This is a genomic window from Bradyrhizobium sp. NBAIM01 (assembly GCF_020194115.1).
Classification (GTDB): Bacteria; Pseudomonadota; Alphaproteobacteria; order Rhizobiales; family Xanthobacteraceae; genus Bradyrhizobium; species Bradyrhizobium yuanmingense.
The window spans coordinates 115237-128120 of the sequence record NZ_JADYVU010000003.1; the positions used below are offsets into that span (position 1 = coordinate 115237).

The 12884-nt window shown below is 65.8% G+C and carries 10 protein-coding genes; 2 read left to right on the top strand and 8 right to left on the bottom strand.

Annotated features, from left to right (window positions below):
* The first annotated feature begins 2 nt into the window (after nt 1–2).
* Nucleotides 3–890: a 2-oxo-4-hydroxy-4-carboxy-5-ureidoimidazoline decarboxylase gene (gene uraD, locus I6F31_RS11340; protein ID WP_225185646.1), complete on the top strand. Its 888-nt coding sequence runs from the start codon at nt 3–5 to the stop codon at nt 888–890.
* Nucleotides 891–987: 97 nt separating this feature from the next.
* On the opposite strand, the gene I6F31_RS11345 is transcribed toward uraD, so the two are convergent.
* The 3 genes from I6F31_RS11345 to I6F31_RS11355 are packed head-to-tail and all read right to left on the bottom strand — an operon-like array spanning nt 988 to nt 5957.
* Nucleotides 988–2385: a nucleobase:cation symporter-2 family protein gene (locus I6F31_RS11345; protein ID WP_225185405.1), complete on the bottom strand. Its 1398-nt coding sequence runs from the start codon at nt 2383–2385 to the stop codon at nt 988–990.
* Between the two features lie 24 nt (nt 2386–2409).
* Nucleotides 2410–5133 carry a molybdopterin cofactor-binding domain-containing protein gene (locus tag I6F31_RS11350; protein ID WP_225185406.1) on the bottom strand — a complete coding sequence of 908 codons (2724 nt, stop codon included), beginning with the start codon at nt 5131–5133 and terminating at the stop codon, nt 2410–2412.
* Nucleotides 5130–5957, bottom strand: a complete 828-nt coding sequence (locus I6F31_RS11355; protein WP_225185407.1) for an FAD binding domain-containing protein — start codon at nt 5955–5957, stop codon at nt 5130–5132. The genes I6F31_RS11350 and I6F31_RS11355 overlap by 4 nt, the downstream gene beginning before the upstream one ends.
* 146 nt (nt 5958–6103) lie before the next feature.
* Here I6F31_RS11355 and I6F31_RS11360 point away from each other — a divergent pair, with 146 nt between their 5' ends.
* On the top strand, nt 6104–7453 hold the full coding sequence (locus I6F31_RS11360) for an 8-oxoguanine deaminase (RefSeq protein ID WP_225127633.1): 1350 nt from the start codon (nt 6104–6106) through the stop codon (nt 7451–7453).
* Nucleotides 7454–7563: 110 nt separating this feature from the next.
* On the opposite strand, the gene I6F31_RS11365 is transcribed toward I6F31_RS11360, so the two are convergent.
* The 5 genes from I6F31_RS11365 to I6F31_RS11385 form a co-directional block, all read right to left on the bottom strand.
* Nucleotides 7564–8640 carry a BMP family ABC transporter substrate-binding protein gene (locus tag I6F31_RS11365; protein WP_036007807.1) on the bottom strand — a complete coding sequence of 359 codons (1077 nt, stop codon included), beginning with the start codon at nt 8638–8640 and terminating at the stop codon, nt 7564–7566.
* A 76-nt stretch (nt 8641–8716) separates the two neighbouring features.
* Complete coding sequence (locus I6F31_RS11370; protein ID WP_225142677.1) at nt 8717–9634, bottom strand: ABC transporter permease; 918 nt, start codon at nt 9632–9634, stop codon at nt 8717–8719.
* Nucleotides 9621–10715 carry an ABC transporter permease gene (locus tag I6F31_RS11375; RefSeq protein WP_036045285.1) on the bottom strand — a complete coding sequence of 365 codons (1095 nt, stop codon included), beginning with the start codon at nt 10713–10715 and terminating at the stop codon, nt 9621–9623. Before I6F31_RS11375 ends, I6F31_RS11370 begins: the two co-directional genes overlap by 14 nt.
* The gene (locus I6F31_RS11380) at nt 10699–12270 is read right to left on the bottom strand and encodes an ABC transporter ATP-binding protein (RefSeq protein WP_225111996.1); all 1572 of its coding nucleotides are present in this window, start codon (nt 12268–12270) and stop codon (nt 10699–10701) included. The genes I6F31_RS11375 and I6F31_RS11380 overlap by 17 nt, the downstream gene beginning before the upstream one ends.
* A gap of 121 nt (nt 12271–12391) precedes the next feature.
* Nucleotides 12392–12877, bottom strand: coding sequence for a nucleoside deaminase (locus I6F31_RS11385; RefSeq protein ID WP_225185408.1), 486 nt, complete (start codon nt 12875–12877; stop codon nt 12392–12394).
* Nucleotides 12878–12884: the final 7 nt, after the last annotated feature.

The window sequence follows — 12884 nt, forward strand, 5'->3', positions numbered from 1 at the left end:
TGATGTCGCAGATTTCACTCGCCGATCTCAACGCTGCAAGCACGGCCGACTTCGTCGCGGCGCTCGCCAACGTCGTCGAATATTCGCCGTGGATCGCCGAGCAGCTCGCGGCAAAGCGGCCGTTCGCCGGTATCAACGAGCTGCACGCCGCGCTGATGGCCGCGATCCAGAGTGCCGAGCCCGACGTGCAGCTGGCGCTTATCCGGGCGCATCCCGATCTCGCCAACAAGACGCAGCGCGCCGCAGGCCTCACCGCGGAATCGACCGACGAGCAGAACAGCGCCGGGCTCGACCGGCTGTCGGATGCCGAATATTCCGCGTTCGAGCGGGCCAACAACGCTTACCGCGACAAGTTCGGCTTCCCCTACATCGTCTGTGTGCGCCGTCACACCAAGGATTCCGTGCTGCGCGACTTCGAGGCGCGGCTGCTCAACATCGCCAAGACCGAGATAAGGCGTGCGATCGAGGAGATCGGCCGCATCTCGGCGCTGCGGCTCGACCAGCTGGTCGCCGCCGACGACAGGCTGAAGGTGCACGGCCGGCTCTCGACCCATGTGCTGGACAACCAGATCGGCAAGCCCGCACCTAGCATCCCGATCGAGCTCGTGGAGCTCGCGAGCCTTGGCGAGCATCGCGTCATCGCGCGCACGGTGACTAATGCCGACGGCCGCACCGACCAGCCGCTGATCGGCGGCCGTCCGCTGCCGATCGGCCGCTACGAGCTGCGCTTCAGCGTCGCCAAATATTACGCCGCGCGCAACGTGCCGCTGTCCGATCCGCCGTTTCTCGACGAGATCCCGCTGCGCTTTGCGATCAGCGAGCCGGAAAGCCATTACCACGTGCCGCTGCTGGTCACGCCCTGGAGTTACTCGACCTATCGCGGCAGCTAGAGCATGATCCGGAAAAGTGCGTAGCGGTTTTCCGACAAGATCATGCTTAAACAATAATCCAAAGCGCGATGACGATTCATCCTAGTCGCATCGCGCTTTAGACATGCTGTGCCGATGCGGCGGCTGACGCCGCGTCGGCCTCCGCGGCAGCGCCACCGCTCAACCCGTTGAAGAAGGCATTGAGCAGCACCGACACGACCGCGCAGAGCAGGATGCCGGACTCCAGCAGCGGATGCAGATTGTGCGGCAGATTGCGGAAAAAACCGGGAGCAACGAGCGGGATCAATCCAAAGCCGATCGAGATCGCGACAATGAACAGATTGTAGCGGTTGTTGCGGAAATCGACCGAGGCCAGGATGCGTGCGCCGGTGGCCGCCACCATGCCGAACATCACGAGGCCGGCGCCGCCGAGCACGACCAGCGGCACCGCCTCCACCAGCGCAGCGAGCTTCGGCAAGAGCCCGAGCACGAGCAGGATGCAGCCGCCCGTCACCGTCACCCAGCGCGAGCGCACGGCCGTGACCGAGACGAGGCCGACGTTCTGCGAAAACGAGGTATAGGGAAACGTGTTGAAGATGCCGCCGAGCAGCGTGCCGAGCCCGTCGGCGCGCAAGCCGCGGCTCAGGGCTTCGCGGTCGACGGCCTTGCCGGTGATCTCGCCGAGCGCCAGGAACATACCGAGCGATTCGATCATCACCACGATCATGACGATGCACATGGTGATGACAGGCACCAGGTGGAATTGCGGCATGCCGAAGCGGAAGGGAAGCACGAGTGCGCCCCAGGAGGCGGCGGCGACCTTGTCGAAATGCATCACGCCCAGAATGCTCGCGAGCACCGCGCCGGCGATGATGCCGAGCAGCACGGCGACGTTGGCGAGAAACCCGCTGCCCCATTTGATCAGGCCGAGGATGAAGAGCAGCACGAACAGCGAGATGCCGAGCCCCTGCAATTGCCCATAGGCTGGATTGGGAAAGCTGCCGGAAACGCCGTCGACCACCTTCGTCAGCGTCGGCAGGCCGCCGCCGGCCCAGTTGATACCGACGCGCATCAGGGAGATGCCGATGATGAGAATGATGGTGCCGGTGACGACGGGAGGAAACAGCGGCAGCAGCCGGCTGACGAACGGCGCAACGACGATGCCGAACAGGCCGGCGGCGATCACGGAGCCGTAGATGCCGAGCAGGCCGATTTCCGGTGAAGCCGCCATCGACAGCATCGGGCCGACCGAAGCAAAGGTCACGCCCATCATCACGGGCAGGCGGATGCCGACGCCGGGGAAGCCGAGGCACTGGACCAGCGTCACAAGTCCGCAGGCGAACAGGTCGGCGCTGATCAGGAAGGCGACGTCCTCCGGCGGCAGCTTCAGCGCGCGGCCGATGATGAGGGGGACCGCGACCGCGCCGGCATACATCACCAGCACGTGCTGGAGCCCGAGCGCGAGCAGGCGCGGGACCGGCAGGACCTCGTCGACGGGATGGACGTCGTTGCTCATGGATGTATCCCCCGAAACATCTATCTAGCCGAATTTGTCATGGAGCGCCGGAAACAGCCGGTCCGGCTTGAAGGGCGGCGCAGTAAAGCGAATGCCGGTGGCGTCTGCGATCGCGTTGCCGAGCGCGGCGGCGACCGGATTGTAAGGGCTCTCGCTCATGGACTTCGCGCCGAGCGGGCCGATCGTGTCGGACGTCTCGGCGAAGAGGACCTCCGTGCGCGGCACGTCGGCGAAAGAGGGCAGGTGGTAGTCGCGGAATTTCGGATTGGTGACGCGCCCGCTCGCGTCGATCACCATCTCCTCGTAGAGCGCAGCGCCGAGCGCCTGCGCCACGCCGCCTTCGACCTGACCGCGGCACTGCATGGGATTGGCGACGACGCCGGCGTCGGCGGCGTGCACGCTCCTGAGAATCCGGAGCTCGCCGGTCGCCTTGTTCACCGCGACGCGAAAGCCCTGCACGTTGAACCCCACCGATCGCGGCGTGCCGCCGGACGTGCCGCTGCCTGCGAACGGCCAGCCGCGCTCGCGGGCGAGCTTCGCCAGCTCCGCAAAAGGCATGCGGCGGACGCCGCTGACGACGGAGTCCGCATCGAGCGCACAAGTCTCCACATCGCACAGCCAGGCGTCGGCGGCTGCCGCCTTCAGCTCGCTCGCAAGCTGCATGGAGGCCGCATGCGTCGCCTTGCCCGCAACGAAGGTGCCGGCGCTGCCATACGCGCCGGTGTCGTGGCCGCCATGGGCGGTGTCGGACTGGCGCAGACGAATCTTGTCGACGGTGGTCGCCAGCGTGGTCGCCGCGATCTGGCGATGCACGGTGCTGGTGCCGTTGCCGAACTCGGCCGTGCCTACGGTGAGGTCGAAGCCTCCGTCGTCGTTGAGTGCGATCGTCGCATCGGCGAAGTGGCCGGCCGGCGGCACGGTGTCGATCATGGTCAGCGCGATGCCGTCGCCGATCAGCCAATCCGGCGACAACTCCGGCTGCGGGGAATCGGCCTGCATCGCGCGCTCGACGAGATCGAGGCACTGGTCGAGCCCGTAGGAGCCGTAGAGCACGTCGTGATATTCGGAGGGCGGCGGCGACAGCATGGGATCGCCGGGCCTCACGATATTGCGCCGGCGCATCTCGTAGGGGCTGATTCCGAGCTGCCCCGCCAGTTCGTCGATCGCCGCTTCCACCGCGATCAGCGCCTGCGGCAGGCCATAGCCGCGAAACGCGCCCGCCGGCACGGTGTTGGTGTAGACGGCGACGCCGTCGACCCGCTTGTTCGGGCAATTGTAGACGGCGATGGACTCCGCCAGCGCGTGGAACATCACCGGGCCGGCATGATTGCCGTAGGCGCCGGTGTTGGAGAGCACGTCGAGCTGAAGCGCGGTAAGCTTGCCGCCCGCATCGGCGCCGGCCTTGACGTGGATCCGCATCGGATGCCGCGTCGAGGTCGCGATGAACTGCTCCTCGCGTGTCAGCTCCAGCTTGACCGGCCGCCCGGTCTTCAGCGCGGCAAGCGCCAGGATGTCCTCGACGAACATCTCCTGCTTGCCGCCAAAACCGCCGCCGACGCGTTCGCAGAACACGCGGACCTTGTCCATGGGAAGCTGGAAGATGTCCGACAGCGCACGCCGGGTCAGGAACGGCACCTGCGTCGAGGTGCGGACGGTGAGAACGCCGGAATCATCGAGCCAGGCGAGGCCGCCATGGGTCTCGAGCGCCGCGTGCTGCACGCGGTGACTGTGAAAGGTGGCCTCATAGGTGGCGGCAGATGTGGCGAGGGCCGATGCGACATCGCCGAACTCGCCATGCGTCTCCGCGACCAGGTTGCGCTGGGCATCGGCAACGCGGTTCGCAGTGGTGCGGTCGGGATGAATGAGCGGCGCACCCGGGGCCATCGCCAGCTCGGGATCGATCAACGCCGGCAGGACCTCGTAACTTACTTTCAGCTTGCGGCACGCCGCCTCGGCGGCGGCTTCGGTCTCGGCGACGACGGCGGCAACCTTCTGGCCGATGAAACGGACGACCTCGTCGAGGACGCGGGTATCCTCCGGGTCCATCCAGTCTTTCTCATGCCGCGCCGTCGAGATCAGGACGGAGGGCGCATCCTCGTGCGTCAGCACGGCGTGCACTCCGGGGATGCTCAGCGCGTCCGACTTGTCGATCGCGACGATCCTCGCGTGCGCATGCGGCGAGCGCAGCAGCTTGATGTGCAGCAAGCCATCGATTGCGGTGTCGAAGGTGTAGCGTGCCGTGCCGCGGACCACATTGGGGCCTGCGGGGGCGGGCAGGCTGCGGCCGAAGGCGGCGCCGGCCTCGACGCTCGTCTCGACGTTGGTCTTGCCGAGGATCGCGTCCTCGATCGACCGATAGCCGGTGCAGCGGCAGATATTGCCTTTCAGCGCCGTGCCGAGATCGGTGCGCTGCGCCTGGTTCAGCGAGGCGCAGGTCAGGATCATGCCGGCGGTGCAGAACCCGCATTGAAAGCCATGTGCATCGAGAAAGGCCTGCTGCATCGGATGCGTGCCGTGATCGCCGCCAAGGCCTTCGATCGTGGTCACGCTGCGGCCCTCGGCCCGGAACGCCGGGATCAGGCAGCTGTGCACGGGCTCACCGTCGAGCAGCACTGTGCAGGCGCCGCAGTCGCCGGCATCGCAGCCCTTTTTCACGCCGAAATGGCCGAGCTCGCGCAGGAACGTGCGCAGGCACTGGCCGGCGCGCGGCTCCTGGGAGAACGCCTTGCCGTTGACCTCCAGGCTCATGCGGGGGGCGCTCCCAGCAGCTCGCCGCGAATCTCCTCGGCCAGGCGCATCGTCATGTGCTTGCGCCAGAGTGGCGCGCCATGGATGTCCGTGTGGTACAGATCATCGGTAATCTCCTGCATGAGCGCGGCGCGCAGCGCGCCTGCGTCCGGGGCTTTGCGGAAGCGCAGCTGGATCGGCCGCACCGTCGACGCGGTGACCGTGAGTGTCAGCGTATCATCGGCTTCGAGACTGCCGATCAGCAGCGCCGCGGAGCGGCCGACGGGCGCCAGCGAGATCTGGCGGAAGGCCGTGCGGCGCTTCAGCGCGGGAAGCGGGATGTCGATCTGCCGGAGCAGGTCGCCTGGCGTCAGGCGATTGCGCTGGTTGCCGGTGACGAATCCGGTGACCGGAAGCCTCTGTTCACCGCCGCCGGCCTTCCAGATGGTGCAGACGCCGTCGAGTGCCGACGTCAGCGAGATCATCGGTCCCGCCGGCAGCGACATGCAGAGATTGCCGCCGACGGTCGCGGTCTTCCAGATCTTGAATGAGGCAAGGAAGGCCCGGCAGCACTGGTTGATCAGCGGCGCTGCGAGCCAATCAGAGGGGCAGGCGAGTCCATCGAGCTCTGCGATGGTGCAAGTGGCGGCGATCGAGAGGTGGCTCTCTGTGATCGCAAGTGCCGGCCATTTCAGATCGGTGAGATCGATCAGTCGCGTCAGATGCGTTTGCGGCTCCGAGAACAGCCAGGTGCCGCCCGCGAGCCAAGCATCACCTGCCGTCCAAACGGGCAGCTGCGCGCGCGTTTGCGGATGGGCGACGGCTGTGATGGTATTCAAGTCCATGGCTGCGCCAACGCTTCCGACGGTTGAATGGTCCGAGCGAAGTGTTGCAAGACGGGAGCCAAGTGGCAACAACAAGTCGGAGCAAGGACGCAATCGTCCTCGGCCTTGCAGGTCCGCCGTCAGGGTGGGCGAGGAGAAGAAGGATCATGACTGAGGCAAGTTCGACCTGGATCAGGGATCCCCTGGCCATCCTCGCCGACGGGGCCGAGCGCGGCATTGTCGTGAAGGACGGCCGGATCGTCGAGCTCGTGCCGGCGGGCGGTGTGCCCGCAACCGCCGATGTCGCAGTGTTCGATGCGGGCGAACACGTCGTGCTGCCGGGCCTGATCAATACCCATCATCACTTCTACCAGACGCTGACGCGGGCGCTGCCGGCCGCAATGGACCGCGAGCTGTTCCCCTGGCTCCAGGCGCTCTATCCGGTGTGGGCGAAGCTGACGCCGGAAGCGCTCGAGCTCGGCGTCACCGTGGCGATGTCCGAGCTGTTGCTCTCCGGCTGCACCACCACGACGGATCACCACTACGTCTTCCCGCCCGGACTCGAAGACGCCGTCGATATCGAGGTGGCGGTGGCGAAGCGCCTCGGCGTGCGCGTGCTGCTCACGCGCGGCTCGATGAACCTGTCACAGCGCGACGGCGGCTTGCCGCCCGACAGTGTCGTGCAGGACGAGGACACCATTCTCGCCGATAGCGCCCGCGTGGTCGCCAAGCATCACCAGCGCGGCGCGGATGCGATGGTGCAGATTGCGCTCGCGCCATGCTCGCCGTTCTCGGTGACGACGTCGCTGATGCGCGCCACGGCCGATCTCGCCGACAAGCTCGACGTGCGCCTGCACACCCATCTCGCCGAAACCGAGGACGAGAACAGCTTCTGCCAGCAGATGTATGGCTGCCGTCCGCTCGACTATCTCGAGCAATGCGGTTGGCTCAATGCGCGCACCTGGCTCGCCCATGGAATCTTCTTCAATCCGGACGAGATGAGACGGCTCGGCAAGGCCGGCACGACCGTAAGCCATTGTGCGTGCAGCAACCAGCTGCTCGCGTCGGGCTGTTGCCCGGTGTGCGACATGGAAGAGGCCGGCGTCGGGATCGGCATTGGTGTCGACGGCTCGGCCTCCAACGACGGATCCAACCTCATGCAGGAGGTGCGGGCCGCGTTCCTGCTGCAACGCGCGCGTTATGGCGTCACGAAGGTCAGCCACAAGGATGCGTTGCGCTGGGCCACCAAGGGCTCGGCGGCATGTGTGGGCCGGCCGGAACTCGGCGACATCGCCGTCGGCAAGGCCGCCGATCTTGCGCTGTTCCGGCTCGACGAGCTGCGCTTCTCCGGCCACGGCGATCCGCTGGCTGCGCTCGTACTGTGCGGGGCGCATCGCGCCGACCGGGTGATGGTGGCTGGAAAATGGGCGGTGATCGACGGTGCGATCCCGGGTCTCGATGTGGCAGACCTCATCCGCCGCCACAGTTCCGCGGCGCGGGCCATGCAGGCTGGATAGCCGGGCGAAATAGAGAAAGAGGGGGCAGCCACAAGTGCCGGGTGCTTCTGGCCACCCCCTCCGAACCTCCTCCGGGAGGAGCAGGTGATTTAGTCAATGCAAGAAGCGTGCTACTTGCCCGGCAGCTTGTCGTCGATGCCTTTGACGTAGAAATTCATGCCGAGGATCTGGCCGTCATCCAGGTGAGCGCCGCCCTTGCACTCGACCGGCTTGCCGTCCTGCCCAACGATCGGGCATTTGAACGGATGCAGCTTGCCCGCGGTGATTGCGGCCTGGGCATCCTCGGCCATTTTTTTCACATCGTCAGGCATGTTGGTGTAGGGCGCCATCGTGAACATGCGGCTGTCGAGGCCACCCCAAGTGTCCTCGGACTTCCAGGTGCCGGCGAGCTCGGCCTTGACCCGCTCGATGTAGTAGGGGCCCCAGTTGTTGATGATCGAGGTCAGCTGGGCCTTTGGCCCGAACTGGATCATTTCGGAATCCTGGCCGAAGGCCAGCTTGCCGCGTTCGCTGGCGATCTGCATGGCGGCCGGCGAATCCGTGTGCTGCATGATGACGTCGGCACCCTGGTCGATCAGCGCCTTGGCGGCGTCGGCCTCCTTGCCTGGGTCGAACCAGGTGTTGGCCCAGATGATCTTGACCTTGATGTTCGGATTGATGGTCTGCGCCGCCAGTATCGTCGCGTTGATGCCGGAGACGACCTCCGGAATCGGGAACGAGCCGATATAGCCGAGCACGCCCGACTTCGACATCTTGGCCGCAATCAGGCCTTGAATGTAACGGCCCTGATACCATTTCGCCGAGTAGGTCGACATGTTCGGGTTGCGCTTGTAGCCGGTGGCGTGCTCGAAATGCACGTTCGGATATTTCTTGGCGACCTTCAGCGTCGGATCCATGTAGCCGAACGATGTGGTGAAGATCAGTTTGTTGCCGGCGCGGACGAGCTGCTCGATCGCGCGCTCGGAGTCCGGGCCTTCGGGCACGTTCTCGAGATAAGTGGTCTCGATCTTGTCGCCCAGTTCTTTCACCAGCGCCTGGCGACCGAGGTCGTGCTGATAGGTCCAGCCGAGGTCTCCGATCGGACCGAGATAAACGAAGCCGACTTTCAGCTTGTCGGCGGCGGAGGCCGCACTGACGCTCCCAGCGAGCAAGAGCCCGGCAGCCAGTGCAAGAAGTGATTTCCTCATCATCGATCTCCAAACTTCGGGGGAAGCCACGATCCGCAGCATGCGCGCCCCATCGTGCACACTGCGGAAACGAAATCTAGCGGTCGGGCACGAACACCGTGCCGAGCGCGGCCGGTGCGGTCGAGCCGCCCGTGCGCGCGCGGGAGAGCAGGACCAGCACGATGACGGTCGCGAGATAAGGCAGCGCCGACATGAATTGCGAGGGAATGCCGACGCCCCATCCTTGCGCATGCAGTTGCAGGATCGTCACCGCGCCGAACAGATAGGCGCCGACGACGAGCCGGCCCGGCCGCCAGGACGAGAACACCACCAGCGCCAGCGCGATCCAGCCGCGTCCGGCGGTCATGCCCGGAATGAAGAACGGCGTATAGGCGAGCGGCAGATAGGCCCCCGCAAGACCCGCGCAGGCGCCGCCGAACATCACGGCCAAGGTGCGGATGCGCAGGACGGGATAGCCGAGCGCATGCGCGGAAGCGTGATTGTCGCCGCAGGCTCGCAGGATCAATCCCGCCCGTGTGCGGTACAGGAACCACCACACAGCGACGATCAGCGCGATCGAGAAATAGACGAAGCCATTCTCGCCGAACAGCACGCGGCCGATCAGCGGGATATCCGTCAGGACGGGAATAGAGAGGTGCACGGCCGGCGTGATGCGCTCGCCGACGAAGCCGGCGCCGATCAGGCCCGAGAGCCCGACGCCGAGGATGGTCAGCGCGAGGCCGGTGGCGACCTGGTTGACGGCGAGCCCGAGCGCCATCAGCGCGAAGACCAGCGACATCAGCGTGCCGGCGGCGATGCCGAACAGCGCGCCGATCAAGATCGATCCGGTCAGCCAAGCGCCGGCAAAGCCACAGGCCGCGCCGACGATCATCATGCCCTCGACGCCGAGATTGAGCACGCCGGAACGCTCGGCCACGAGTTCGCCTGTCGCGGCCAGCAACAGCGGCGTCGACGCGGCGAGTACCGCCAGGATGATGGCCTCAACCAGCTCCACGGGCCACCACCTTTCGGTTCGGGAACACCAGCTTGAAGCGGTAGAGAATGAGGGAGTCGCAGGCGAGCACGTAAAACAGCAGAATGCCCTGAAAGACCTTGGTGACGTCCAGCGGAATCTTCATCGCGATCTGCGCCTGCTCGCCGCCGATAAAGGTCAACGCGAGGAAGAGGCCTGCAACTAATATTCCAAGCGGGTTCAGTCGGCCGAGGAAAGCGACGATGATCGCGGTAAAGCCGTAGCCTGGCGAGATGCCGGGCTGGAGATGTCCGACTGGACCCGCCACCTCGATGATGCCGGCAAGCCCGGCCAGCGCCCCGGAGACGGCGAAGGTCAGGATGATGAGCTGGTTGGCGTTGAAGCCGCCGAACCGCGCGGCGCGCGGCGCAGCGCCGACCACGCGGATCTCGAAACCCTTGATGGTGCGCCCGAGCAGGATCGCGGCTGCCGCGACGACGAGCAGGGCGATGATCGAGCCGAGATGCAGCCGGCCGCCTTCGATCAGCAACGGCACGGTCGCTACCGGATCGAACTCGGCCGTGGTCGGGAAATTGAAGCCGTGCGGATCGCGCCAGGGGCCGCGCACGAGATAGTCGAGGAAGAGGTCGGCGACATAGACCAGCATCAGGCTGGTCAGGATCTCGCTGGCGCCGAATTTCACCTTGCAGATCGCCGGGATCAGCGCATAGAGCGCGCCCGCAGCGGCGGCGAGGACGAGCATAGCCGGCAGCACCCAGGCGCCGGCGTCAGTACCTTGCGTCTTCACCGCGATCCAGCTTCCCGCGACTGCGCCGATCAGGAATTGCCCTTCGGCGCCGATGTTCCAGGCGTTGGCGAGATAGCACAGCGACAGGCCGATCGCGATCATCACCAGCGGCGTCGCCTTCACCGCGATCTCCTGGAGCGAATAGCCGTCGGTGAGGGGCGCAATGAAATAGGCGTGCAGGGCAAGCAGTGGATTCTTGCCGAGGATCGCGAACAGGATGACCATGGTCACGATCGTGAGGCCAATCGCGATCAGGGGGGACACCAGCGCGATCGTGCCGGAGCGCTCGGCACGCTTCTCAAGCACCAGCTGCATGCGCGATCTCCTTTGGCTGCAGGCTGCTGCCGCCCATCAGAAGGCCCAGCTTCTCGCGGCTTGCTTCGCGTGCCGAGAGCGGAGCCGACAGCTTGCCGTGGAACATCACGGCGATGCGGTCGGCAATCTCGGCGAGCTCGTCGAGATCCTGGCTGGTCACGAGGACCGCGGCGCCTGCGGTGGCGAGATCAAGCAGCGCCTGACGGATGACGGCGGCGGCGCCGGCATCGACGCCCCAGGTCGGCTGGCTCACCACCAGTACCGCGGGATTGCGCAGGATCTCGCGTCCCACGATGAACTTCTGCAGATTGCCGCCGGACAGGCTGGCGGCCTCGGGATCGCGCTTGGCCTTGCGGACGTCGAAGGTTTCGGTGGCGCGGTCGACCGTTCTCAGCGTAGCCGCCGTATCGATGAATCCGCGACGGACCATGCCGCTGGCGGCATGGCCGGTGAGCAGCGCGTTCTCCGACAGTCTCATCCGCGGCGCGGTGCCGTGGCCGAGTCGCTCCTCGGGAACGAAGGCCGCCCCCAGCTTGCGCCGCTGGGTGATCGAAAGGTGACCGGCGGCGATGCCCTCGATCACCACCGTCCCGGGGGCCTTCGCGAGGCGCTCGCCGGAGAGCGCTGCGAACAATTCGTCCTGGCCGTTACCGGCGACGCCGGCGATGCCGAGAATCTCGCCGCCCTTCAGCTCGAATGAGATGTGCTCGAGCCGTACGCCGTGCGCTTCGACGGGAGCCAGCGAGAGATCGTTGACGACGAGCCGCGGCACGGTGGTCTTGCGGCCGGATGCGCCCTTCACCTCCTTGACCTCGCCGCCGACCATCATCCGCGCAAGTGAGGCGGCGGTTTCGAGCCGCGGGTTGCAGGTCTCGACCTTCCTGCCGCCGCGCAGGATCGTCGCGGTGTCGCAGAGCCGCTTCACCTCCTCCAGCTTGTGGCTGATATAGAGGATGGCGCGGCCCTCGGCCTTGAGGCGATCCAGCACGATGAAGAGCTGGTCAGCCTCCTGCGGCGTCAGCACCGCGGTGGGCTCGTCCAGGATCAGGAATTTCGGATCCTGCATCAGGGCGCGGACGATCTCGATGCGCTGACGCTCGCCGACGGAGAGTTGCCACACCTCACGCCTGGGATCGAGCGGCAGACCGTAAGTCTTCGACACCTGTTCCAGCCGGGCCGACATGTCCTTGAAGGATTCCTTGCCGTCCAGGCCGAGCGCGACGTTCTCGGCAACCGTGAGATTGTCGAACAGCGAGAAGTGCTGGAACACCATGCCGATGCCGCGGATGCGCGCTTCGGAGGGACCGGACAGCACGATCCGCTCGCCCTGCCAGTGAATCTCGCCGGCGCTGGGCTGGATCAGTCCGTAGATCGCCTTGACCAGCGTCGACTTGCCGGCGCCGTTCTCGCCCAGCAGGGCATGGATTTCCCTCGGCCGGATCTCGATATCGATGCAATCGTTGGCGAGGAAATCGCCATAGCGTTTGGTGAGGCCGATGGTCCTCAGGAGCGGGGACTCGCCGGAATGCTGGCCGTTGGACGTCGGATCTAACATTCGTTGATGCGCTTGCATGGGTTAACTGCCTCGATATTGGGCCAGTTTGAACCCCCGCGTAAGATGCGAAAAGCCGCATTCCCTGCTTAATCCATCGGCAGCGGACACCGATCAGCCTCTGCTATTTGATCCACACACCTTCATGCAGCGCTTCGGCTTCGTCCTCCAGCAACGGTCCGACGACCTCCGTTGGCCGCTGGCCGCGGGCAAAGACCTCCCGGCAGGGCAGATCGAGCGTCGGATTGTCCGGATGGTTGCCGGTGATGCCGCGCAGGCGATGCTCGCTGAGGCCATAGACGACACGGCCGATACCGGCCCAGTAGATCGCGCCGGCACACATCGCGCAGGGTTCGGCTGAGGAATAGAGCGTGGCCTTCGCCAGCACCTCGCGATCGAGCGTACGGCAGGCCTGGGTGGCTGCGAGCCGCTCGGCATGCGCGGTGCCGTCGTGATCCGGCATGTAGCCGTTCTCAGTCTCGATCAGCACCTTGCCGCTGGCATCGACGACGATGCAGCCGAAGGGGTGGTTGCCATGGGTGAGGGAACGGCGGGCGACCGCGAAGGACAGACGCAGCAAGTGCTCGTCGCGCCCGGATGCGTCGTCCATCGATCCT

Excerpts from the sequence above, each read along its gene's own strand:
- I6F31_RS11365 (WP_036007807.1), bottom strand. The coding sequence starts at position 8,640 with ATGAGGAAATCACTTCTTGCACTGGCTGCCGGGCTCTTGCTCGCTGGG.
- uraD (WP_225185646.1), top strand. The coding sequence starts at position 3 with ATGTCGCAGATTTCACTCGCCGATCTCAACGCTGCAAGCACGGCCGAC.
- I6F31_RS11345 (WP_225185405.1), bottom strand. The coding sequence starts at position 2,385 with ATGAGCAACGACGTCCATCCCGTCGACGAGGTCCTGCCGGTCCCGCGC.
- I6F31_RS11350 (WP_225185406.1), bottom strand. The coding sequence starts at position 5,133 with ATGAGCCTGGAGGTCAACGGCAAGGCGTTCTCCCAGGAGCCGCGCGCC.
- I6F31_RS11380 (WP_225111996.1), bottom strand. The coding sequence starts at position 12,270 with ATGTTAGATCCGACGTCCAACGGCCAGCATTCCGGCGAGTCCCCGCTC.
- I6F31_RS11360 (WP_225127633.1), top strand. The coding sequence starts at position 6,104 with ATGACTGAGGCAAGTTCGACCTGGATCAGGGATCCCCTGGCCATCCTC.
- I6F31_RS11355 (WP_225185407.1), bottom strand. The coding sequence starts at position 5,957 with ATGGACTTGAATACCATCACAGCCGTCGCCCATCCGCAAACGCGCGCG.
- I6F31_RS11385 (WP_225185408.1), bottom strand. The coding sequence starts at position 12,877 with ATGGACGACGCATCCGGGCGCGACGAGCACTTGCTGCGTCTGTCCTTC.
- I6F31_RS11375 (WP_036045285.1), bottom strand. The coding sequence starts at position 10,715 with ATGCAGCTGGTGCTTGAGAAGCGTGCCGAGCGCTCCGGCACGATCGCG.